Origin of the sequence: Nitratireductor alexandrii, assembly GCF_004000215.1 — a bacterium.
GTDB lineage: Bacteria > Pseudomonadota > Alphaproteobacteria > Rhizobiales > Rhizobiaceae > Mangrovimarina > Mangrovimarina alexandrii.
Genome location: NZ_RBVY01000003.1, coordinates 80846 through 103598 on the forward strand (window position 1 = coordinate 80846; position 22753 = coordinate 103598).

Consider the following 22753-nt stretch of genomic DNA (forward strand, 5'->3'; position numbering starts at 1 on the left):
GCAGATGTTCAGGTTCCTCGTCAAGCGTTTTGCGATGATTCCCCTGGTGGTGCTGGGAGTCGTGACGATCCTGTTCATCATCTTCAAGTCGGTGCCCGGCGACGAAGCGGCCTTCGTCGCCGGAGCCACCGCAACCCAGGAAGAGATCGAGGCGGTGCGCATCCGGCTCGGCCTCGACCGCCCCCTGGCGGAACAATATCTCAAGCATCTCGCGGGCCTCGCCGTCGGGGATTTCGGCTATTCCACCACCTTCCGCGGCAATCCGCTTCCCCATATCGTCGACAGACTGCCGGCCACGGTCGCCCTGACGGTATCGGCCATCGTGCTGACCATCCTTGCGGGCATACCCGCCGGCATCGTCGCCGCCGCCTTCCGCAATCGATGGCCGGACTACCTGATCTCCTTCACCGTCGTGGGCCTGCTCGCGGTGCCGAATTTCTGGCTCGGCATGCTGCTGATCGCCTTCCTGTCGGTCAATCTCGGACTGCTGCCCAGTTTCGGCGCAGCGGGACCGGCATCGCTGGTCATTCCAACGCTCGCGCTCGCCGCACGGCTGATCGCGTTGGTGGCCAGGATGACGCGGGGCGTCGTGATTGAGGAACTGCGCAAGGACTATGTACGCACCGCGCGCGCCAAGGGTCTTTCCCATGACGGCGTGTTGCGTGGACACGTGTTGCGCAATGTGATGATCCCGACGGTTACCGTGATCGGCCTTCAAACGGGATATCTGCTCGGCGGGTCGGTGGTCATCGAAAGGCTCTGCGCATGGCCGGGCATCGGCGACCTGATGCTGACGGCGGTCTCGGTGCGCGACTACACGCTCGTTCAGGCGATCGCGCTGATCTTCGTCGTATCCTTCCTCGTCATCAACATCGCCGTCGAGATCATCTATCGCTTCGTCAATCCGAGGTTGCGCTATGCATGAGGTCACGCCGGCACGGCCGGCAAGGCGGCGACGAGGCGTCAACGTGTTCCTGTGGCTGGGCGTGAGCCTGCTGGCAGTCTTCGCACTGTTGGCACTTTTCGGCGAGGTCGTGGCGCCACACGATCCCAACGCCCAGGACCTTTTCGCGATGCTCGAGCCGCCCTCGGCGGCCCATCTTCTCGGCACCGACAATGTCGGGCGCGACATCCTTTCGCGCATCATCGTCGGCACGCGTTATACGCTATCGATTGCACTCGCTTCGGTCCTTTTCGCCGGCATTGGCGGGGTCGCGCTGGGCGCCATTGCCGGTTATTTCGGCGGCGTAACCGACCGCGTGGTCACCGGGATCATCGATCTCCTGCTGACCGTGCCCAACATCGTGCTTGCGATCGCCATCGCCTCGGTTGCCGGCTCCAGCGCAACCGGGCTCACCATCGCCATCACGGCGAGCTTCATCCCGCCGCTGGCACGGCTTGTCCGGGGCCGGGTGATCGAACTCGCACAGGAAGATTTCGTCGCCGCCTCAATCACCGTGGGCATGAGCCATACGCGCATCCTCCTGCGCCACATCCTGCCCAACGCGGCGACTGTCATCATCATCGAGCTCAGCCTCAATGCGGGCCAGGCGGTGCTGATCGGCTCGGCGCTGGGTTTCCTCGGGCTCGGTGTCCAGCCACCCGCGCCCGAATGGGGAACCATGCTCGGCGCCAGCCGGGAATATCTGACCATGGCCCCGCACCTCGTGATCGCCCCGGGCATCGCGATCTCCCTCCTCGTTCTCGCCTTCAACGCCTTCGGCGACGGTCTGCGCGACGTGTTCGATCCAGGTTCAAGCTCATGACGGTGTCCACAATGGATTTCGGCATCATCGACTGCCACGCCCACATCTTCCCCCCGGCCGCCGGTGCTGCCGGTTTTCCCGACGTGGAAACGCACCGGCTGCACCAGCAGCGCGCCATGCACATGCATGGAAACCAACCCTACCGCCGAACCCGCGACGGCTCCCTGGTCACCGAGCGCATGCTGTGGAACCAGACCGACCCGTCACCTGCGGGCCGGCGCGACTGCGCCTTCCGGGCCGGGCGGTTCGGCCGCTTCGAATGGACGAGCGGCGGCGAGGATTTTTACGTTCAGTTCCTGCCACCCTGGATGGACGACCTGTCGATGAGCGCCGAAAAGCTGCTGGCGTTCATGGACAATGCCGGTGTTGCGGCCGCGATTCTCCAAAACGACCATATTTACGGCAATCTGGCCAAGGATTTTGCCGCCGCGGCAGGCGCGCATCCGGGCCGCTTGGTCGGCCTTGCCCAGGTCGAGGAGGCCTTCGCCTATACCGACGAGGAACTGCAGCGCCTTGCCGACGAGATCGGTCGTCTGAAGATGGCAGGCGTCTATTTTACCACGACGGGGCTGTTTCGCAGCGGCTATCGGCCAATGCACTCCGACGCCGTCTACGACCCCTTCTGGCGCTTCATCGAGCAGAGCGGCCTGCCGGTGTTCTGGGTCCAGTCGGCAAACTCGCCGGTTGGCACCTATGAAGACGAGATGCGCCATCTGGAACGCATCGTGGAGCGCTTTCCCGGCATTCGCCATGTTCTGGTTCACGGCGTGCCGACATCGCTTTATGCCGACGACCAGGATCGTCTCACGCTTCCCGCCGTGATCGACACACTGCTTTCCCAGGCGCCGGTTTCCGCCGAAATTCTCTACCCGATCGCCTGGGGCGGGCGGCAGGACTACCCCTACCCGCGCGCGCACCTTCATATCCGCCAATTGGTCGAGCGCTTCGGCGCGGAGCGCTTCCTGTGGGGCTCCGACGCGCCCAATGTCGACCGCTACTGCACCTATGGGCAGTCGCTGACCTATTTCACCCACTACGCCGACTATCTTTCGGACCGGGATCGACGCGCCATCCTGCGCGACAACGCGGTCGCGCTCATCCCGGCGCTCGCCGGGCGGGACGGCACCGGATGACGCCGCTTCTCTCGATCCAGGACCTAACCGTGGAACTGTCCGCCCGGGACCGCACATTCGATGCCGTAAGCGATCTGTCCTTCACCGTCGCGCGCGGCGAAGTGCTTGCGCTGGTGGGAGAATCCGGCTCGGGCAAGAGCATGACCGCCCTGGCGATCATGCGACTCTTGCCCGAGCCGGTCGCGCGGATCAGCAAGGGCCGCATCCTGTTCGACGAACTCGACCTTGCCGCGGCGAGCGAGGCCAGCCTGCGCTCGATAAGGGGAAATCGCATCGGCCTGATCTTCCAGGAACCGATGACATCGCTCAATCCGTCGATGCGCGTCGGCCCGCAGGTCGCCGAGGCCCTGCGCCTGCACAAGGGGCTCGACGCCGCCGCCGCCAGACGGCGCGTGGAAGAGATCTTCGAACAGGTGCGCATACCCGATCCGAAGCGGCGTTTCGACGACTATCCGCACCAAATGTCGGGCGGCATGCGCCAACGCGTGGTGATCGCGCTCGCACTGGCCTGCGATCCGGATGTGCTGATCGCCGACGAGCCGACCACGGCGCTGGACGTGACCACCCAGGCCCAGATCCTGGAAACGTTCCGCGACCTGCAGGCCGCCGTCGGCGCCGCGACGATCCTGATCACCCATGATCTGGCCGTCGTCGCCGAAACGGCCGACCGCGTGGCCGTCATGTATGCCGGCAGGATTGTCGAGGAGACGACGACCGAACGATTGTTTGCCGCCCCCCAGCACCCCTACACCCACGGCCTGCTCGGTTCGATCCCGCATATCGCCGAGGCCGGCCGCGCCACCGAACGCGGCCGTCTTGCCGAAATTCCCGGCACCGTGCCCGCACTGTGGGCCCTGCCCCGCGGCTGCGCCTTTGCGCCGCGCTGCCCGCGAGCCCGGCAGCGATGCGAGGACGAACGACCGCCACTGTCCGACATGGCGCCCGGACACCGCGCGGCATGCTGGTATCCGATGAAAGGCGCGGCATGAGCAAGCTGCTTGAGGTCAGCAATCTGGGCAAGCGCTTCACCATTGCCGGCGGGCTCGCCGGTAAGGCGCGAACCGTTCACGCCGTCGACGACGTTTCCTTCTCCATCGCCGCGGGCGAAACGCTCGGCCTGGTTGGCGAATCGGGCTGCGGCAAGTCGACCGTCGGCAAGATGATCGTCAGGCTGCTTGAGCCGAGCGCCGGAAATATCCTTCTCGACGGCATCGACATTTCCCATTTGTCCCATCGCCGCATGCGCCCGTTGCGACGCCGCGTGCAGATGATTTTCCAGGATCCGAACGGTTCGCTCGATCCGCGACAGCGCGCCCAGGATATCGTCGCCGAGCCGCTTCTGGTCAGCGGCATGCGCGGCGCCGCGCGGCGACGCGAGCGGGTCGCCGACCTGTTCGAAAAGGTCGGATTGCGGCCGGACCAGATGCGCAACGTGCCGTCGAAATTCTCCGGCGGCCAGCGCCAGCGGCTGGCGATCGCCCGCGCCCTGGCGCTCAATCCGGCTCTGATCATCGCCGACGAACCGGTATCGGCCCTGGACGTGTCGATCCAGGCACAGGTTGTCAACCTGATGTCGGACATCCAGCGCGAATTCGGTCTCGCCTATCTGTTCGTCGCGCACGATCTCGGCATCGTGCAGCACATCAGCGACCGGGTCGCGGTGATGTATCTGGGCCGCATCGTGGAAATCGGCGACACCGCGCGTGTCTATCAGCAGCCCAGCCACCCCTATACGCGCACGCTGATGGATGCCGTGCCCAAGCCCGATCCGTCGCGCCGCCACCGTCGCCTCAAGGTGCCGCGCGGCGAGGTGCCCAGTCCGCTGGACCCGCCCTCCGGCTGCGCGTTCCATCCGCGTTGCCCGGCCGCGACCGACATCTGCCGCCGCGAGCGGCCGCTTCTGCGCCGTGTTGCGTCCGGCGCCGAGACCGCGTGCCACCATGCTGATTGATCAACCGCCGCGCCGCCGGCGCGGACACGGCCAACGCAAGTCCTGCGTTCGGCAATCATGGAGTCTTCGATGAATCTCGCATGTTCCGGCCCGGCGGCCGGTCGCTCCCCCGAGGAACGGCTTGCCCAAATGGGGGTCGTTCTGCCGCCTCCCCCGCCGCCGATCGGCAACTTCCTGACGCATGTGCGCGAGGGCGAGCTTCTGTTCCTGTCCGGCCAGGGGCCGCGTGAGGCCGACGGACGCCTGCATACCGGCAAAGTGGGCGCCGATGTTTCGGTCGAACAGGCCTACGCGCATGCGCGGCTGACCGGCATGAACCTGCTTTCGGTCATGCGCGCCGCCCTCGGCGAGCTTCACCGCGTCAGGCGCGTGGTCAAGCTCCTGGGCATGGTCAACGCAACCCCGGACTTCGCCCACCATCCCGACGTCATCAACGGCTGTTCCGATCTGCTCGTCATGACATTCGGCGAAAACGGCCAGCATGCGCGCTCAGCCGTCGGACTGGGATCGCTGCCGGGAAACATCACCGTCGAGATAGAACTGGTCGTCGCGGTCGACCCGCACTGACTCAGGGCTCCCTTCGCTCCACAAAACGATCGTAGCGATCGAAAAGCGGATTCCGATGGCCGCTCGTCAATTCGCTCTGATCCTCAAAGTCGAAGAGAGAGCGGGAATACTGCACAATCGGTGCGACCAACGGGATGCGAACCTGTTCGTAAACCTGCAACGCCGCTTCCACGTCGGAACATGAATCAAGAACGGTCCCGAGCGCCTGGATGTCCTCAAGTGCCTGATTGGCGCCTTGCGCCATTCCCGGCAGCATCGGATGTGCCGCGTCTCCTGCCAGGGTAACGCGCCCTTTGGACCAATGCGGCAAGGGCCGCACGAAATCGTGGAGGTCGCTGCGGATGATCGAGGCGGGGTCCGTGGCCGCAATCAGGTCTGGAACCGGACTACCCTTCCAGTCGCTGAAATGCGCCACGACTGCGTTGGTATCCTGGGTGATTCCGTCCGCCGCCGCGAACCAATAGGCGCGTCCGTGTCCGATCGGGAGATAACCGAAATGCCCGTCCTGGCCCCAGACTTCAGCCTCCGAGAGGGGATCGACGTCGACATCGGCGAGATCGAACAGGCCACGCCAGCGCACCAGTCCGTCCGAACTGAACGTGTGATATCCGAAGACGCAATCGCGGACGATCGAGTTGATACCGTCGGCACCCACCAGCAAGTCGCCTTCGGCCACTTCACCGTTGGCGAACCGGCACACGACGCTATCGCCCTGTTCGACGCTGACGACCTGCCGGCCGAGGCGAAGACGATCGCGGCCAAGGGCATCAGCGAGTATTCGGCTCAAATCCCGGCGGAAAACACCGGACAATGACGCACCGTAACGATCTTCCCAGTTCCTCAGATCATCTACGGCGATAACTTCTCCGCTCGACGAAAACGTTCGATAGTAGTTCAGGCTCGACGAAATTTCCGCGTATTGGGTACCCAGGCCCAGGGTCTTCAAGACACGCACGCCGTTCGGCCAGAGATTCAGGCCCGCGCCCGCCGTACGCAATTCGCTGTCCCTCTCGAACACGGTCACGTCCCACCCCAGTTGGGACAGACATATCCCTGCCGAGAGTCCGCTGATACCGGCTCCGCAAACGAGCGCGCGCTTGGTCATAAGATGAATTCTCCCGATCATTTTTCGCGTTGGCGGCACCTATAGGATGCCGAGGAGCTAACCGCGAAGCCGCATATTTCAAATCCGCGCAGGCCATCTGCTAGGCGCTCAACAGCCCGCTGTCGACAACGGCATCGCCGGCTCCTCCCGAACGGCCGCCATCGTCTCGATACGACCATGCGCAGACATTCTGACAAGTTCGATCAACAGGACAATGATGACCGTCGTCATTCGAACGCCCGGAAGACCAAGCTCATGCAAGAGCCGATCTCAGCAAGCGCACTCGGAAGGCCCGCCGACAAATGCCGCAAGCCATCTCGCCGAGACGTGCGAATGGCGCTGGTGACGGAAGCCACCATTGCCAGCATGCCCGAAATCGCAAAGGCTCTGTTCGACCCGAGTGATCGAACACCACCGCAAGGCGAAGAAGGAACTGCCCATGTCCGAGGCGATGATCGACGGCGCGAACGCGTTCGCAGGCTTGCTGCATGCGGGCACCGGCGGAACCTTCATGCGACTGCCTAGCTTGCGCGCTGATGCCGAGATGCTGAGACGACAGGGAATCACGGCTGCGTTCATCGGGTTTCCCTGGGACGCTATGTGCATCAGCCGTACCGGAACCAACTACGGGCCCCGGGCGCTTCGCGAAGCGAGCGACCAGTTCGGGTTTTACAATGCCAATCTCGATCTGGACCTATCCGATCACTACAAGTTTGCCGATTGCGGCGACGTCGCGGTCATCCCCGGCGCTGCGGTGAGGACCATGGAACGGGCCGAGCGGATGATCCTCGAAGTCCTGAACGGCGGTGCGATGCCGGTGACCTTCGGAGGCGACCATTCCATCACCATCGCCTGTGCACGCGCTTTCAAGAAGCGCTACGCCAATCCCGGCCTGATACTCATCGACAGCCATTTCGATACCGCCGTCGATGTCGGCGGCGAAGAGCTCAATCATGCGTGCCCGATCGCACGCGCTGTCGACGCCGGCTTCGACCCTGCCAAGATCGTGATCATCGGCACCAACGGGTGGCTAAACCCGAAGGCGGAGTTCGACTATGCGCGGCAGAAGGGGATCACCCTGATGCCGCTGGAAATGGTGCTGGACAAAGGTCCTCAGACGGTTGCCAAGGAAGCCCGCGCGATCGCCGGCACCGGGACCGACAGCGTCTATCTGACATTCGACATCGACGCAATCGACGGCGCCTACGCTCCCGGCACCGGCGTTCCCGCCGCAGGCGGCCTCACCTCCCGCGAGGCAATTGCGCTGGTGTCGGAATTGAGCAGAGGCGGACTTGGCGGCATGGATATGGTCGAGGTCTCCCCACCCTACGATCACGACGGCATCACAAGCCGACTCGCCGTCAGGATCGTTCTGGAAGCCTTGGCGGGTACGCTCGCATAGGCCCCGATACCGGAAGGCCCGCTATGCTCGCATTGTATCAAGGGCTGCCGGTCGCCGGATCGAAACCGGACAATATCGCTGCGATACAGCGTGCCGCGCGCGCCGCCGCCACGACCGGCGCCAGACTGCTCACGTTCCCCGAACTGTTCCTGACCGGCTATAATATCGGCAAGGCCGCTCTCCACGACCTCGCCGAGGGCGTTGACGGACAATCGGTGTCGGCAATTTGCGAGATAGCGAGGGCGAACCGGATAGGGCTCATATTCGGCATGCCGGAACGTGTCGGCGACAAGGTCTTCAATGCGGCTGTAGCGATCGACGAGACCGGGGGCCGGTGCGGTTCTTATCGGAAAATCCATCTCTTTGACGCCGAGGAGCGGCATACCTTCGCCCCAGGCGACGAGGTTTGCGTGGCGGCGATGGGCGGATGGCGGGTCGGGCTCGCGATCTGCTATGATATTGAGTTTCCCGAAATGGCCAGGGCGCTCGTCAGGGAGGGCGCCGATTTGATCTGCGCACCCACTGCCAACATGATGCCATACACGGAAGTTCCCACGACACTTGTGCGTGCGCGAGCGCTCGAAAACGGCACCGGCATCGTCTATGCCAATCTGGCAGGGACCGAGCGCGATCTCGTCTATACGGGGATGAGTTGCATTGTCGGACCGGATGGATGCGACCTTGCCCGGGCCGGTTCCACTGGAACTGCGCTTCTATGCTGTTCGACGCCGCGCGTCGACGACCGTGACACCCCGCCGCCGAGCACTCAGCTTGCCGACCTTCGTCAGGGGGCATTGCATACGCGCACCTAGAACGCGTTGACGAAAAACGCACGGTTTCACACAACGCATGTCACTACGGGAGGAGAGGTCATGCAACTGATACGACGAAAGCCTAGTCCGGCGCGTGCACGCAACCGTGGCGCACCCGACACCAACGTCTGCGGCACAACTGTTTAACCGTTCCTGCCCAAGAACGCCGCCCGGTTGCGATGGCACCGGCTTCTGAAAACTGTCATGCGCACAAACGCTGCGTTTGTCCGCTTGTGTTGCTCAAGCGGCATTCCAAGGGCAAAACCGCCTGGGTGAATTCAGGAAACCAGCCGATAATGAAAAGCCAGACAGAAAGCCCGCCGCGGCCGAGCAAGCTCACGGATAAACCGGATTTTCTTACCGAACTTGCGCACGTGATTGCCGCGGTGGGAACGGACAGTTTCTACAACAAGGCGTCGCTTCTGCTGAGCAATGTCCTGCGCTGCGGCAAGCGGCTAGTCATGCGCTATTCGGCCTTCGACAGGCCGGCTTTCATCGTCAACCATGCCTTGACCGAGGAAGGTGTGGCCTATTATCTGGCCGGTCTCTATCGCGTCGACCCGCTGCACAAGCTGGCGCGCACGAACAGTGAGCCGACCGTCGTCAGTTTGCGCGCGCTCACCACGGAAACCGATGAAATCTATCTGGCCGAGCTGGTCAAGATGTCGATTTTCGACGAGCTCGCGCTGATTCTGCCAGCGTATGGCGGCGTCACGATCGCATTTTGCTGTGAACGACACCGAGTCCGCTTTGAACCGCGCGACTTCGAAATCGCCAATGCCCTGCTTCCAACCCTGGACGCTCTGCACAAACTTCACATGGATCGCCTGTTCATCGAGGCCAGAACGGTCAATCGCGAAGCGATCGACGAAAGTTTCAATAATCCTCTCTTGGTGCTCGACCGGCGCGGCGAGATCGCCTACGCCAACGAGGCTTGGTCCCAGAATCCCAACGTGACCGCGGTTCTCCCGCAGATCAAAGAGCAGATCGCCACCACAGGCCCGGCGTTTTTCCAGTTGGATAGCCAGCAAGTGGTACATTGGGATCAGTTACCCGACGATTTTTCGCTGGCACCCGGTGGCCAGCTCATCGTGGTGGAACGGAGGTCACCCGGACCACTGCCCATCTCGGGCGAAGCCGTCCTGGATACATTTTGCAACCAGCAGGACCTGACACCGCGCGAAGCCGAGATCGTTCGGTTATCGTTTGTCGGACTACCGAACGCGGCCATCGCCAAGCAGCTCGGCGTTTCGGTCGGCACCGTCAAGAACCATCGATGGCGGCTATACTACAAGCTGGATATCACGAGCGAAAGGGAGCTCTTTCACCTGTTTCTTTCCACCCTGCTTTCCCTGGAGAGTTCGCCTTGCGGCTAGGAAATGGTCGCGAAAGTGGAATACCGGCAATCGAAAACATTCGATCAGAAAAGCTTGTGTCCACAAGCGAGTGCAGCCAAAGTTGAGTCGGTTTCGCAAGCAGTCGCTATCGCTCTAGCTGCAAGGGTCGGTCAGGCCAGTTGCTGAGCGACCGTTTGGCCAAGAAGAATTCTTTCGATCCCGTCAACAAGTGAGTCCGCCATCGCTGTACGCGCCTCCAGCGTAGCACTGCCTATGTGAGGCAGGGCGACCACGCTTGGTAGCGTCAGATAGCGCTCATCCAATGCGGGCTCATTGTTGAAGACATCAAGCCCCGCCCCCGCGACATCGCCCGACTGCAGCGCCGCGACAAGCGCATCGTCGTCGATCAGATCCCCGCGTGAGACGTTCAATACCACAGCTCCCGGCTTGAGCCAGGAGAGGCGTTCGGCGTTCAGGTAGTTGCGCGTTGCCGGCGTGCACGCGGCCGACAGGACCAGCACGTCGCATCCGCCGAGAAATTCCTCGTCGTCCGCGACGAACCTGGCACCACCCTCAATATCGCGCGGAAGCGGGGAGCGATTCTTGTAGGCGACGTTCATGCCGAACGCCTGCGCGCGCGCCGAGATCTCGCGGCCGATATTTCCCATTCCATAGATGCCCAGAACCTGGCCGCGCAGTTCGCGGCCGAGAAGCAAGGTGGGAGACCAGCCCGTCCAGCCGCCGCTGCGCACAAGATCAACGCCGTCGAGCAAACGGCGCATGGTCGCCAGCAAGAGCGCGATTGTCAGGTCTGCAACGGAATCAGCCAACACGTTACCGGGCTTGACAACCGCCACGCCGCGCTCCCGCGCAGCATTGAGATCAACATGGTCGTGGCCGGCGGAATAGAGCGCTACGAGTTGTACGCTGCCCGGAAGAGATTGAAAGAACTTGCTGTCCAGGCGGTATTTCACCGTGGCGACGACGACCCGGGCGTTCTGAGCCGCCTCGATCACGCCATCGACGGTCTGGTGATGCGGCGGCAGAATACTGAGATTCGGAAACATGTTGTGGAACGCCCGAACGGCTTCAGGCGGAAGCTCTTCCGTCAGAAGCACAGGAAACGCCTCCATTCCCGATGACACAAGCGCCTCGTCGAGCATCCTCACGCGCGCCATTGGCTCGTTGCGTTCAAGATCGGTCATTGAATCAGCACCTGTGCGCTTCTGCGATCACACGCTCGGGTTTTCGCTAGAGCTCACGCGGATTTCTTCACCCAGCAACTTCTCCAGCCCGCGAACCACGGCCGTACTGTCCTGGTCCCCAAAGCCAAAGGAACGACTGAGCTGAAAGACCTCCGTCGCGGCATTGGCTATGTTGAGAGGAAGACTGGTCATTTCGCGGCCCAGTTTCACCGCCTGGCTCATGTCCTTGTAGGCAATATCCAACCGCGCTTCGGCCTCGAATTTCCCCGCAAAGACCTTGGGCACCATCCACTGGATGATGGGGCTGTTGGAGTGGGAATTGGTGAGCATGTGGAAGAAGGTCGAAGCATCCAGCTTCAAAGCCTTTGCAAGCGCAAGCCCTTCGGCTACCGCAGCAACTTCGATGAAGCCGATCATGTTCTGAACCAGCTTTGCAGCGTGGCCGGCGCCTATATCTCCAAAATGATAAAGATTGCTGGAGAATGTCGAAAGGAGTGGCCGAATCTTTTCGAATGCCTCGACGTCACCACCTCCCATGATCGACAAAGTCGCGTCACGGGCACCTTCGACGCCACCGGTAACCGGCGCGTCGATCAGGCGTCCTCCCGAGCGCGCGAAGCGTTCGGCCAGACGCCTAGTGTCGGCCGGGTAGCAGGTCCCCATATCGACAGAGAGATAGTTCGGGCCCATGCCGGCCGCGATGCCGTTCTCGCCAAAGAGTACTTTCTCAACCTCACGCGACGTGGGCAGGATCATGAGAGCGAGATCGCTAGCGGCGGCAGCCGCAGCCACGGATTCGACCTCCATCGCGCCCTGCGCGACCAAACGTTGTATCGGCTCACGATTGCGGTGAGCAACGACAAACACCTCGTGCCCGGCGCGCAGAAGGTGTCCCGCCATCGGTTCGCCCATCAGGCCCGCGCCAAGGAATGCGACTTTCATGATGTACCTGCCTCTTCTTCGGGCTCGTCCAGAACGTTGACGCCCATGTATCGATCGATGATTTTTGCTGAAACGACGTCGTCTGCCGTCCCGCGCCATTTGATGATGCCCTTTTCGACGATATGAATGGCGTGAGCGATCTCGAGAATCAGCCCGACATTCTGCTCGACGATGACGACCGCCACCCCCTCGTCCGCCAGCCGCTGCAGGATCGAGCCGACCTGGGTGACCAACCTCGGCATGAGGCCTTCCGTGGGCTCGTCCATCAAGAGCAGCCGGCAGCGCATCGACAGGCTGCGCGCGATGCCAACCAATTGCTGTTGTCCGCCGCTCAGGGTGCCGGCCGGTTGATCCAACTTCGGTCCGATCTCCGGCAGCACCTCCAATATTTCGCTCAGCGGCCGAGGGTTCGACACGGTTCTGGCCGCTACCTGGATGTTTTCGCGAACCGACAGGCGCGCGAAAACTCTGACATCCTGCGGCATGTAGGCAACGCCGAGCCGCGCGATCGCATCCGCCGACAGGCCGGATGTCGACCTTCCCAGAACGGAAATTTCGCCGTCGATCTTCGGCCCCAAACGCATCAGCGATTTCAGGAATGTGGTCTTTCCCGCGCCATTGCGCCCCAATATGGCAGTTATGGCGCCAGCCCCGGCACGAAGGTCCAGACCTTGCAGCACCTGAGCCTTGCCGTAATACGCTCTAAGGTTAGTGACCTGCAGCGCTTCCAAGATACAATTCCTTAACGAGAGGGTCGCGAAGAACCTCTTCCGGTGACCCGGAAGCGGCGACGGCGCCTGCAGCGAGCACCGTGACCCTGTCGCTCGTTTGCGTGACGACGTTCATGTCGTGTTCGATGACGATGACACCGACTTTGCCGCGCAGACGATCGCATATCAGTTGGATCATAGTGTCGGTTTCAGCGACGCTCATCCCTGCCGTCGGTTCGTCGAGCAGCAGTACCTTCGGCTTGGTTGCCAGGGCCATCGCCATTTCAAGGATTCGCTGATCGCCGTGCGAAAGCGTATCGACCGGACGCGCCACACTCCCCGCCAGCCCCATCTGCTCGAGCAGTTCGGCACGCTCGTCGCCGTGCGGGTCGCCGCCCCTGACCGCCAATTGCATATGTTCGGCGACCGTCATGTCGCCGAACAGGCTGGTGATCTGAAACGTACGCGACAAGCCGAGGCGGGTTCGCCGCTGTGGAGAAAAGGCGGTGATGTCGCTTCCCTCCAGAAGAACCCGACCCTTGCTCGGACCGAAGACCCCGCTGACAATGTTGACGAATGTCGTTTTACCGGCACCGTTCGGTCCGATGATCGCCAAGATTTCCCCGTGGCTCACGCCCAGCGAAACATCGTTCAGAGCCTGGAAGGCGCCAAACATCTTGCTGACCCCTTCCACTCTGAAAGCCTGGTTCTGCTTCGCCTGCAAGTTCTCAACCCTGAGTCAGGTCGACATCGGCGTCGTAGATCGTGATGTCTTTAGGCGCGACACCGTACTTCACCAACGAGCCCGCCTGCATCTGCAGGAGATATATGTCCATGAACGCCTGATGATCCTGCGCCCGCATCGTGACGTCACCCAAGGGAAAAAGTGGACCCTTCGGATAGGAGGGAACTGATTCGGCGTGCTTGATCAGCGCGGCGGTGTCCTGCTTGGTTTTCCACCCGCTCTGCTCGACATTGGCCTTCAGAAACCCGAGACTTTGCGCGATGCCAAGCAGCATCGAGCTTCCCACTACCTTGCCGCTGTCGGCGTCGACGCCGTTTCCGTCTATGCCGAGGGCCTGATAGATGTCGGCCATTTCGGGCGAGTTCATGTCGGCAAGTGAGACCGGCGCGGTTTCGATCCCGAAGACACCATCTCCGAACTCGCCGAGTTCCCTGTAGTCGAACAAGGAGAAGCTCTGGCCCGCCAGGACGATCTTCTGATCGTAGCCCGAGTTGCGCAGCAACTGGATGGCCTGTAGTGCGTTCAAGACCGGAATGAAGATACCGTGGGCGCTCCTGTCGATCTGCATGACGAAAGGCAGTAGATCCGGCGCATCGACCGGCAGCGCGATTGCATTGTCGACTTCGCCGCCGGACGCCGCGACGCCCTTAGCCCACCAGTCCCGTTCTGACTGTCCCCATTTGATGTCGGCGAAAAACGTCACCCAGCGCGGGCCGACGGATTCGACATATTTCTGCGCCGCCCCGGCAGCCGTGGCCGCCGAATTGGTCGTCAGGCGAAACTGGTAGGGAACCGCGTTGTCCTTGGAAGTCGTCGCCTCCGACGAGCTCATCGTCAGATACAGTCTCTTGTTCTCGTTCGCGATCTTGTTGCTGGCGATCGCAATCGAGGAGATCTCCGAACCGATGACGAAGTCGACTTCGTCTTCCAAAAGCAGCTTGCGCAACTGGTTGACGCCGACGTCGACATCGGACTTGGTGTCGACGGTAACCAACTTGATCGGCCGGCCGGCAATGCCGCCATTGGCGTTGAGCCAATCGCACAGCCCCGTCGCAACCTTGTTGCGCCAGAAGCCGGTCGCGGCATCCCAGCCCGTCAATTCGCATTGATGGCCGATCACGATCGGGTCGCCCGACGTCCCTGCAGCAAACGATGTTCCGACGATTCTAGGCAACGCGGCCGAGGCCGAGGCGGCCACTGACGTGGCAAGCAGTCCGCGCCTGGTTATTTTTGTGGTCATTCTGCTTTCCCCTTGTTTTAGTTGTTATGTTTCAATGTCGATCCGGACGCTTGAGCAGCCCCATAATTCCCTGCGGAAGCCAGAGAGCGATAAGGACGAGCATGACGCCGATGATCAGGTCGACACGCACTGTCCAGCGCGCAAGGATTTCGGACGCCAGTTGGACGAGAAGGACGCCTATCGGACCGCCATAGACCGACGTCACCCCGCCCACCGCCGCCCAGAGTATCGATTTTAGAGACATGGAAAGGCTGACGACGTCGATGGCGACATGGCGCGAGATCAGCGCATAAAGCGCACCGCCAAGCCCCGCGACGCATCCTGCGACCGTGAAGACGACGACGCGAAAAAGCGCCGCGTTGTATCCGAGCACCTGGGCACGAACCGGATTCTGCTGCACGGCGCGGACAATCCGCCAGGTGCTGGTTCCCGAAACATACCAGAAGCCGATCAGCAGAATGGCGAGCAAGGCCGTGCTCAACACGAGCATGGTGTTGTTGGGGCCGGCGGCGACCACCACGCCGAGAAGGTGGAAGTTGAGCGCCGGCAGCGGCAGACCGTCTGCGCCGCCGGTGACACTTACCGCTGCGTTACCCAGGATCGAGCCCGTGACCGCGAAGATGATCGCGCCGATCGCCGCGCCCGAATGCGACATCCGCAACAACAGCAGGCCGAAGACCGCCGCAACGAGGCCGCCCGCGACGGTGCCTGCCAACAACATCAGGGTCACGTTGCCCTGCAGCGTCGGTGCCAGCCAGATCGCCGCGTAGGCGCCGGCGCCGAATACGGTGGCCTGGGCCACGCTCGGTATGTTGGCGTAGGAATAGGCAAGCGTAAAGCTGATGGCGAGGAACATCCAGGTGACGCAGCGGGCAAAGACACCGCTCCAGAACTCGCCCACGACCGGTGCGGCGACACAAAGTGCAAGCAGGATGGCGAGCGATATCAGGATCCCTGCACGATCTCTCATGCCCGTCCCCCGAAAATGCCGTTTGGCCGCAGAAGAAGCAGGGGAAGGAACATCACGATCGCTCCGACTTCGGCGTAGGTAGGCGGCAGAAAGACCGACAACACGCCACGGGCGACGCCCATCATCACAGCTGCCGCGACGGCGCCTGCCAAGTTGCCAAGGCCACCCACGACGACGACGATGAATGCGGGGCCGAGCACGGCCAGCCCCATCTGGTGGCTGACCATCGTCATCGGGGCGATCAAGACGCCGGCCAGAGCCGCCAGAGCTGCGCTCAAGACGACGATGACCAGGTACACCTTCTCGACCGGCACTCCCGAAGCCATCGCCAGCGTCGGGGACTGAGCCACGCATCGAATCCAAAGTCCGATCGCGGTCAGCCGGAGGAAGGCCCAAAAAGTCGCCAGTACGGCGATCGCCATTGCCGCCGCGACCAGGCGGTAGGTCGGATAGTAGAACCCCATTATGCCGACCGCCCCCGACACCGGTGGCGGCACGAGGCGCGGCGAGCCGCCGAATGTAGCGAGCAACAGATCGCTGATGATAAAGAGCAGACCGGAGGTGGCTACCAGCCCCACCATCATGTCCTTGCCGATCGTCGGGCGTAATATGAACCGGTACACGGGCACGCTGATTGCTGCTGCGAACAGCGGTGCAATCACGAGCGCAAACCAGAAATTCCCAAGCTCGCTCACGGTGTACCAGGCAATCACGGCGCCCACGGCGTAGACGGCTCCATGGGCCATGTTCAACAGCCCGAGCAGGCCGAAGATCGCGTTGAGCCCCAATGCGATCAGTCCAAGGAACATGGCCCAAACGACACCGTTGACGATCTGGAAGCTAAGCGTTTGCCAATCGATCAAGCTCGCCTCCCTTGGGCGGGAAGGTTTTGCACCGCTGAAGCAAAAGCCCCGCACCGCCGCGACCGCGACACGGCAGTGGCAGCGCAGCGCGGCGCCTGCTTTCGGGGTCGTGGTATGAACGTTCGCTCGGTCAAGGAAGGCCTCGAACTGGGTACGGATCGATCTTTGGGTACGCTAGGGCACGATATTGGCCGCCACAATTGTGACTTCTGTCACCTGAAGCCTGCCTTCGGGTTGCCTGGAGGTTGTCGATGCCGCTTGTTCAATCCGTCTTCACCCTTGTGCGTTTGATGCGGACGGGAACGGCTCGTTGTCCGGCGACATCGCGCCGTGCCGTACCGCGAGGCACGGCAGGAAATGACAATGGTCATCATTGATGCAGCGCGATCAAGGTCACACTAGTTAAAGATGATAGAGGCTCAACGCCCCAATCGCCGGGTCTGGGAGGACCGCCCTATGCATAAATCGCTTGCCCCTACCGAACGAGACGGATTCATCACCGCCAACCTGTTCGTGGAGAGCGCCCTAGCCCTCTTGAAACGCTTGCGGCTGGGCCTTTCCCGGGACAGTCGACATCCCTGTGGCGCCGAAAACCACTACCGGCCCGGCAACACGCCGCCCGAGCCTCCGGTCTTCCATTGGGACGTTCGCGTAAGGTGATCTGACCAATGCTGGCCCGCGCGCTCGCCATCGGTGAAAGGCTCGCAGCAAGTCTGCCCGAACGGCAGCTAAACGCATCCCGGTTCGTGGAATGGCCAGGTTTGAAACACGCCTGGCGAAGCCGTGTGTGTAGCGACACCATCGCCAACGGGCTCACACCTACGACGCCGGACGGCGCCGTGCACCGCCAAACTTCCCAACATCCAAATGTTGGCGCTCGCGTCCAACAAGAATCGGAGAGAGATGACGATGTCTGCAGCTGACCTTCTCAGAACAAGGCAGCAAGCCGCCGTTGCGCCGGGCGTAGGCTCGCGCGCCATTTTCGCCGATCGAGCCGAAAACGCGGAGCTCTGGGATGTCGATGGCAAGCGCTACATCGACTTCGCTGCCGGGATCGCGGTCAACAACACCGGTCATCGTCATCCAAGAATTATGCAGGCGGTGGGCGAACAGGCGTCCCGGTTTACCCACACCTGCTTTCACGTTGCGCCCTATGAGAGTTATATCGGCCTGGCCGAGCGGCTGAACGCCGTCGCGCCGACCGGATCCGACAATCGAACCATGCTGGTCACGACTGGGGCGGAAGCGGTGGAAAATGCCGTCAAGATTGCCCGCGCCTACACGAAACGCTCGGGCATTGTGGCCTTCGGCGGCGCATTTCACGGCCGAACGCTTCTGGGCATGGCCCTCACCGGTAAAGTCGCTCCCTACAAGAAGAATTTCGGCCCCTTTCCGGCCGAGATCTTCCATGCGCCGTTTCCCAATGACTATCTGGGCGTGTCTGTCGAGGGCGCCTTGCGCGCCCTCGATGCATTGTTCGCCGCTGACGTGGACCCGGAGCGGATAGCCGCGATCATTGTCGAGCCCGTTCAGGGCGAAGGTGGCTTCAACGTCGCACCGCCCGATTTTCTGAAAGCGCTGCGCGCACTCGCTGACCGACACGGCATCGTGCTCATTGCCGACGAGGTACAAAGCGGCATGGCACGGACCGGACGCATGTTCGGTATCGAGCATGCCGGCATCGCAGCCGACATCGTCACCATGGCGAAGGGCCTTGCAGGAGGGTTCCCCTTGTCGGCCGTGGTCGGCAAGACCGAGATCATGTCCGCCGCCCACACGGGCGGCCTCGGCGGAACCTATGCCGGCAATCCCCTGGCCGTGGCCGCGGCCAACGCCGTTCTCGACGTGATCGAGGATGAGCGCCTGTGCGATCGCGCCACCGTCATCGGGTCAACTCTTAAGAAACGGTTGAAGAATCTTGCCGCTCGACAGGGCATGGAGCGGATCGGCGATGTTCGAGGGTTGGGGGCGATGGTCGCTTTTGAACTCGTCACGAATCGTGCTTCGAGGCAGGCAGACGTACAACTGACCTCGGACATCGTTGCCGCCGCCGAACAGCACGGCTTGATTCTTCTGTCTTGCGGAACGCGGCAAAACGTCATCAGGTTGCTGCCACCGCTGACAATCGACGATGCCACCTTGGAGGAAGGGCTGGACCTGCTCGAACGATCCGTAGAAACCGCCTGTTCAGCGATCGGATAGGCCGGCTCGATCACCCTTTCGCTCCGACAGCCGCCAACCACAGCACACCAGGATGTTTCAACGATGGACAAGTCCGCACTCGAATTGTTGTCCGCGCTGGAGCGCAAGGTCCGCTGGCTCGCGACCTGGACCATACACAACGCCAACCACCTTCGCGACGATGACGACAGTCTGAAAGTCGGCGGGCATCAGGCATCGTCGGCATCGCTGTCGACGATCATGACCGCGCTCTACTTCGCGGCGCTGCGGCCGCAGGACCGGGTCGCGGTGAAGCCCCATGCGAGCCCTGTCTTTCATGCCATTCAATATCTGCTTGGCAATCAGACGCTTGAGAAACTGAAGAACTTTCGCGGCTATGGAGGTGCGCAGTCCTACCCCTCGCGCACCAAGGACATCGACGATGTCGATTTCTCCACAGGCTCGGTTGGGCTGGGCGTCGCACAGACGCTCTTTTCCTCCCTTGCCCAGGATTATATCGCCGCGCACGCGTTCGGCGCCGGGAAGGCCGAGGGCAAGATGGTCGCGCTCGTCGGCGACGCGGAGATGGACGAAGGCAACATTTTTGAGGCTCTGCTTGAAGGATGGAAGCACGGTTTGCGGAACACCTGGTGGGTGGTCGACTACAACCGTCAGAGCCTGGACGCGGTCGTGCGCGAGGGACTTTGGGCACGTTTCGAATCGATCTTCCGCAATTTCGGCTGGGATGTCGTCATCCTGAAGCACGGAATGCTTCAACAGGCCGCCTTCGCTGAACCGGGCGGCGACAAGCTGCGCGAATGGATCGACGCCTGTCCAAACCAGCTCTACTCGGCGCTCGTCTTCCAGGGCGGCGAGGCGTGGCGCAAACGCCTGCTCGACGAACTCGGCGATCAGGGCCCGGTCTCGCGCCTGATCGAGAAACGCAGCGACGCGGAACTTGCCGATCTGATGAGCAATCTCGGCGGCCACGACCTGCCGTCCCTGCTCGAAGCTTTTGAGCAGGCGCGCCGACACGACCGGCCAACCTGCTTTATCGCCTATACGATCAAGGGCTTCGGGCTGCCCCTGGCTGGGCACAAGGACAACCATGCAGGGCTTATGACGCCGGCCCAGACCGAAGTCCTGCGTGATAAAATGTGCATTCGTGCCGGTCGCGAATGGGAACCGTTCGAAGGGCTCGACCTCCCCGAGACGGCTTTGAAGGATTTTATCGCCGCCGTCCCGTTCGCCCGTGACGGCAGACGAAACCATCCTGCACCCGTGATTGCGGTTCCCGATAGGCTGGAGATTGCGCTGCAACCGTCGATGTCGACGCAGCAAGGTTTCGGCATCCTGATGCACGGGATCTCGAAGGGCGACGGTCCGTTCTCCGATCGGGTCGTGACGACATCGCCCGACGTCACCGTTTCCACCAATCTCGGCGCGTGGGTGAACCGCCGCGGACTCTTCGCCCGTGAAGAGCTGGCCGATACGTTCAAGACGGAGCAAATCCCCTCGACCTTCAACTGGACATTCTCGCCGCGCGGCCAGCACATCGAGCTCGGTATCGCCGAAATGAACCTCTTCATCATGCTGTCCGCGCTCGGCCTGTCGCACTCCATCTTCGGCGAGCGGTTGCTACCGGTTGGCACGCTCTACGACCCATTCATCGAGCGCGGCCTCGATGCGTTGAACTACGCCTGCTACCAGGACGCACGCTTCATTCTGGCCGCCACTCCCTCCGGCGTGACGCTCGCCCCGGAAGGCGGCGCCCACCAGTCGATCGCCACGCCGCTGATCGGCTTGGCCCAGGACGGTCTGGCCAGCTTCGAGCCAGCCTTCGTCGATGAGCTTGCCACAATCCTGCGTTGGTCGTTTGAATATATTCAGCGCTCGGAAATGGCCCCTCCCGACGAAACGAACTGGCTGCGCGACCTGACCGGCGGATCGGTCTATCTGCGTTTGTCGACGCGCTCCATCGAACAGCCCCGCCGGGAAATCGACGACGAACTCGCCCGCGACATGATCAACGGGGCCTACTGGATGCGCAAGCCGGGTCCCAACGCACAGGTGATCGTCGCCTATACCGGCGCGGTCGCACCGGAGGCGATCGAGGCCGTTGGCATGATGAGCGAGGACCGCCGCGACATCGGTCTGCTGGCGATCACCTCCGCCGACCGTCTGAACGCCGGCTGGACAGCGGCACAACGCGCCCGCGAAGCGGGGTTGAGCCACGCCAGAAGCCATGTGGAGCACCTGCTGGCCACAGTCCCTTCCCATTGCGGCATCGTCACGGTGATCGACGGCCACCCTGCGACGCTGGCATGGCTCGGCTCCATCCACGGCCATCGCACCCGCTCTCTAGGCGTCGAGCATTTCGGCCAGACGGGCACGATCGCCGATCTGTACAAGCATTTCGGCATTGACGCCGGCGGCATCATGCGCGCGGCCCAGGCCGTCGTTGCTGGACGCCCGCTGCGGCATTTGCGGGCCGTGTAAGACAGCGCGCTGCCCGCGGACGGGTACAAGCCGACTGCAGGCTCGAATCTGCGTCGCAGGACAGGCAACGTCTCGGCCGGGCACGCCGGTCACAGGTTCGGCATCAACGAGCTCGACGACGGTATCTGGAAGATCCGCTTCAGGCATCGCGGTCCGGGATATATCGACCTGGAACAGAGGACCCTGCAGACCCATCGACAACCCGTTCGGCTCGAGTTTGTCACCCATGTCTTAGGGACATTCTGTTACCCATGTCTCCGGGTCGTACAGTCAGATAATGGCGGAGAGGGGGGGATTCGAACCCCCGATACCCTTGCGAGTATGCCGCATTTCGAGTGCGGTGCATTCGACCACTCTGCCACCTCTCCGCGGGTCATGGTCAGCCGTTGCCGGCGCGGCGCACAGATAGCGAAGGTCGCGCGCCGAAACAAGGCCCGTCGCGCCGAAAAACGCCGCCCTTGCTTGACTTGACGCACCCGTTCGGCTAACGACGCGAGGCTTCCGGCGTGGAAACCCTCCGCGCCGTTTGTCATTTGAACCCGAAACAGACTGAAAAGAAGACGGCCGGGCGGCACATCTCCGCTCAACGAGCCGGTCCGAACAGCGAAAGGCAAGAAATGTTCGCAGTCATCAAAACCGGCGGCAAGCAGTACCGCGTTGCCGCGGACGACCTTCTGCAGGTCGAAAAGGTCGCGGGCGAAGCCGGCGACATCATCGAATTTCCGCACGTGCTCGTCGTCGGCGAGGGCGAGGACGTGACGCTCGGCGCGCCCTTCATCGACGGCGCCTCGGTGGCGGCCGAAGTGGTCGAGCAGGGCCGCGGCAAGAAGGTGATCGCCTTCAAGAAGCGCCGTCGCCAGAATTCGCGCCGCACGCGCGGCCACCGGCAGCTTCTGACCACGGTGCGCATCTCCGAGATCCTGACCGCAGGCGCCAAGCCGTCGAAGAAGCCGGCCGCCAAGAAGGACGCCGCGCCGAAGAAGGCCGACGACAAGCCCGCCGCCAAGAAAGAGGCGGCGCCGAAAAAGACGGACGCCAAGGCCGACGCCGCAGCCGCTCCGCTTTTCACCGCCCCGGCGGGCGACAAGGACGATCTGACCACGATCAAGGGCATCGGCCCGGTCGCGGCCGGTCAGTTGAACGAGCAGGGCATCACCACCTTCGCGCAGATCGCCGCGCTGTCCGACAAGGACGTGGCGCGCATCGACGAGGCGATGCCGTTCAGCGCCGACCAGATCAAGGACTGGCGCGACCAGGCCAAGGAACTGGCCAAGGGCTGAGCCGAAGGTTTGAAAAGCGGCGCGAACGCGCCCATAAAGGTTGAAGGCGCCCCTGCGGCGCGAAGG

The 22753-nt window shown here is 62.4% G+C and carries 20 protein-coding genes, 1 tRNA gene and 1 pseudogene; 13 read left to right on the top strand and 9 right to left on the bottom strand.

The annotated features are described in order from the left end of the window. The first annotated feature begins 4 nt into the window (after nt 1–4). The 6 genes from EP380_RS07015 (at nt 5) to EP380_RS07040 (ending at nt 5417) form a co-directional block, all read left to right on the top strand. Nucleotides 5–925 carry an ABC transporter permease gene (locus EP380_RS07015; RefSeq protein WP_127597662.1) on the top strand — a complete coding sequence of 307 codons (921 nt, stop codon included), beginning with the start codon at nt 5–7 and terminating at the stop codon, nt 923–925. After that, on the top strand, nt 918–1766 hold the full coding sequence (locus EP380_RS07020; RefSeq protein WP_127597664.1) for an ABC transporter permease: 849 nt from the start codon (nt 918–920) through the stop codon (nt 1764–1766). The genes EP380_RS07015 and EP380_RS07020 overlap by 8 nt, the downstream gene beginning before the upstream one ends. Beyond that, on the top strand, nt 1763–2899 hold the full coding sequence (locus tag EP380_RS07025) for an amidohydrolase family protein (protein WP_127597666.1): 1137 nt from the start codon (nt 1763–1765) through the stop codon (nt 2897–2899). Before EP380_RS07020 ends, EP380_RS07025 begins: the two co-directional genes overlap by 4 nt. Then, nucleotides 2896–3888 (top strand): ABC transporter ATP-binding protein, encoded by a 993-nt coding sequence (locus EP380_RS07030; RefSeq protein WP_106573306.1) that lies wholly within the window; start codon nt 2896–2898, stop codon nt 3886–3888. Before EP380_RS07025 ends, EP380_RS07030 begins: the two co-directional genes overlap by 4 nt. Next, nucleotides 3885–4850, top strand: a complete 966-nt coding sequence (locus tag EP380_RS07035) for an ABC transporter ATP-binding protein (RefSeq protein ID WP_127597668.1) — start codon at nt 3885–3887, stop codon at nt 4848–4850. Before EP380_RS07030 ends, EP380_RS07035 begins: the two co-directional genes overlap by 4 nt. A gap of 69 nt (nt 4851–4919) precedes the next feature. Next, nucleotides 4920–5417 carry a RidA family protein gene (locus tag EP380_RS07040; RefSeq protein ID WP_127597670.1) on the top strand — a complete coding sequence of 166 codons (498 nt, stop codon included), beginning with the start codon at nt 4920–4922 and terminating at the stop codon, nt 5415–5417. Between the two features lies 1 nt (nt 5418). On the opposite strand, the gene EP380_RS07045 is transcribed toward EP380_RS07040, so the two are convergent. Then, nucleotides 5419–6522 (bottom strand): FAD-dependent oxidoreductase, encoded by a 1104-nt coding sequence (locus tag EP380_RS07045; RefSeq protein ID WP_164749789.1) that lies wholly within the window; start codon nt 6520–6522, stop codon nt 5419–5421. A gap of 439 nt (nt 6523–6961) precedes the next feature. On the opposite strand from EP380_RS07045, the gene speB reads away from it, so the two are divergent. From speB to EP380_RS07060, 3 genes are all read left to right on the top strand, one after another. Continuing rightward, entirely contained in the window at nt 6962–7924 is a 963-nt protein-coding gene (speB, locus tag EP380_RS07050; RefSeq protein ID WP_127597674.1) for an agmatinase, read from the top strand. A gap of 23 nt (nt 7925–7947) precedes the next feature. Further along, a complete protein-coding gene (locus tag EP380_RS07055; protein ID WP_127597676.1) occupies nt 7948–8736 on the top strand; it encodes a carbon-nitrogen hydrolase family protein in 789 nt (262 codons plus the stop codon). A gap of 296 nt (nt 8737–9032) precedes the next feature. Beyond that, entirely contained in the window at nt 9033–10112 is a 1080-nt protein-coding gene (locus EP380_RS07060; RefSeq protein ID WP_238719771.1) for a helix-turn-helix domain-containing protein, read from the top strand. A gap of 131 nt (nt 10113–10243) precedes the next feature. Here the strand turns inward: EP380_RS07060 and EP380_RS07065 are convergent, their stop codons facing one another. The 7 genes from EP380_RS07065 to EP380_RS07095 all read right to left on the bottom strand — a co-directional run bounded on the left by EP380_RS07065 (nt 10244) and on the right by EP380_RS07095 (nt 16748). Further along, nucleotides 10244–11278, bottom strand: a complete 1035-nt coding sequence (locus tag EP380_RS07065) for a 2-hydroxyacid dehydrogenase (protein ID WP_127597678.1) — start codon at nt 11276–11278, stop codon at nt 10244–10246. A gap of 27 nt (nt 11279–11305) precedes the next feature. Continuing rightward, nucleotides 11306–12220 carry an NAD(P)-dependent oxidoreductase gene (locus EP380_RS07070; protein WP_164749791.1) on the bottom strand — a complete coding sequence of 305 codons (915 nt, stop codon included), beginning with the start codon at nt 12218–12220 and terminating at the stop codon, nt 11306–11308. Then, nucleotides 12217–12951: an ABC transporter ATP-binding protein gene (locus EP380_RS07075; RefSeq protein WP_164749792.1), complete on the bottom strand. Its 735-nt coding sequence runs from the start codon at nt 12949–12951 to the stop codon at nt 12217–12219. Before EP380_RS07075 ends, EP380_RS07070 begins: the two co-directional genes overlap by 4 nt. Beyond that, nucleotides 12929–13654 carry an ABC transporter ATP-binding protein gene (locus tag EP380_RS07080; protein WP_238719772.1) on the bottom strand — a complete coding sequence of 242 codons (726 nt, stop codon included), beginning with the start codon at nt 13652–13654 and terminating at the stop codon, nt 12929–12931. The genes EP380_RS07075 and EP380_RS07080 overlap by 23 nt, the downstream gene beginning before the upstream one ends. Before the next feature lie 4 nt (nt 13655–13658). Then, the gene (locus EP380_RS07085) at nt 13659–14873 is read right to left on the bottom strand and encodes an ABC transporter substrate-binding protein (RefSeq protein ID WP_164749793.1); all 1215 of its coding nucleotides are present in this window, start codon (nt 14871–14873) and stop codon (nt 13659–13661) included. A gap of 73 nt (nt 14874–14946) precedes the next feature. Then, a complete protein-coding gene (locus EP380_RS07090) occupies nt 14947–15816 on the bottom strand; it encodes a branched-chain amino acid ABC transporter permease (protein ID WP_164749794.1) in 870 nt (289 codons plus the stop codon). 65 nt (nt 15817–15881) lie between these two features. Beyond that, nucleotides 15882–16748: a branched-chain amino acid ABC transporter permease gene (locus tag EP380_RS07095; RefSeq protein ID WP_127597688.1), complete on the bottom strand. Its 867-nt coding sequence runs from the start codon at nt 16746–16748 to the stop codon at nt 15882–15884. Nucleotides 16749–17657: 909 nt separating this feature from the next. On the opposite strand from EP380_RS07095, the gene gabT reads away from it, so the two are divergent. The 3 genes and pseudogenes from gabT to EP380_RS23980 all read left to right on the top strand — a co-directional run. After that, nucleotides 17658–18950, top strand: a complete 1293-nt coding sequence (gabT, locus tag EP380_RS07100; protein WP_127598200.1) for a 4-aminobutyrate--2-oxoglutarate transaminase — start codon at nt 17658–17660, stop codon at nt 18948–18950. Nucleotides 18951–19013: 63 nt separating this feature from the next. Beyond that, nucleotides 19014–21407 carry a transketolase-like TK C-terminal-containing protein gene (locus EP380_RS07105; RefSeq protein WP_127597690.1) on the top strand — a complete coding sequence of 798 codons (2394 nt, stop codon included), beginning with the start codon at nt 19014–19016 and terminating at the stop codon, nt 21405–21407. A gap of 54 nt (nt 21408–21461) precedes the next feature. Then, a pseudogene (locus EP380_RS23980) lies at nt 21462–21642 on the top strand (IS481 family transposase); the annotation flags it as partial. A 43-nt stretch (nt 21643–21685) separates the two neighbouring features. Here the strand turns inward: EP380_RS23980 and EP380_RS07115 are convergent. Beyond that, nucleotides 21686–21775: transfer RNA gene (locus tag EP380_RS07115), tRNA-Ser, on the bottom strand. A 249-nt stretch (nt 21776–22024) separates the two neighbouring features. Between EP380_RS07115 and EP380_RS07120 the strand changes: the two genes are divergently transcribed. Further along, complete coding sequence (locus tag EP380_RS07120) at nt 22025–22687, top strand: 50S ribosomal protein L21 (protein WP_127597692.1); 663 nt, start codon at nt 22025–22027, stop codon at nt 22685–22687. Nucleotides 22688–22753: the final 66 nt, after the last annotated feature.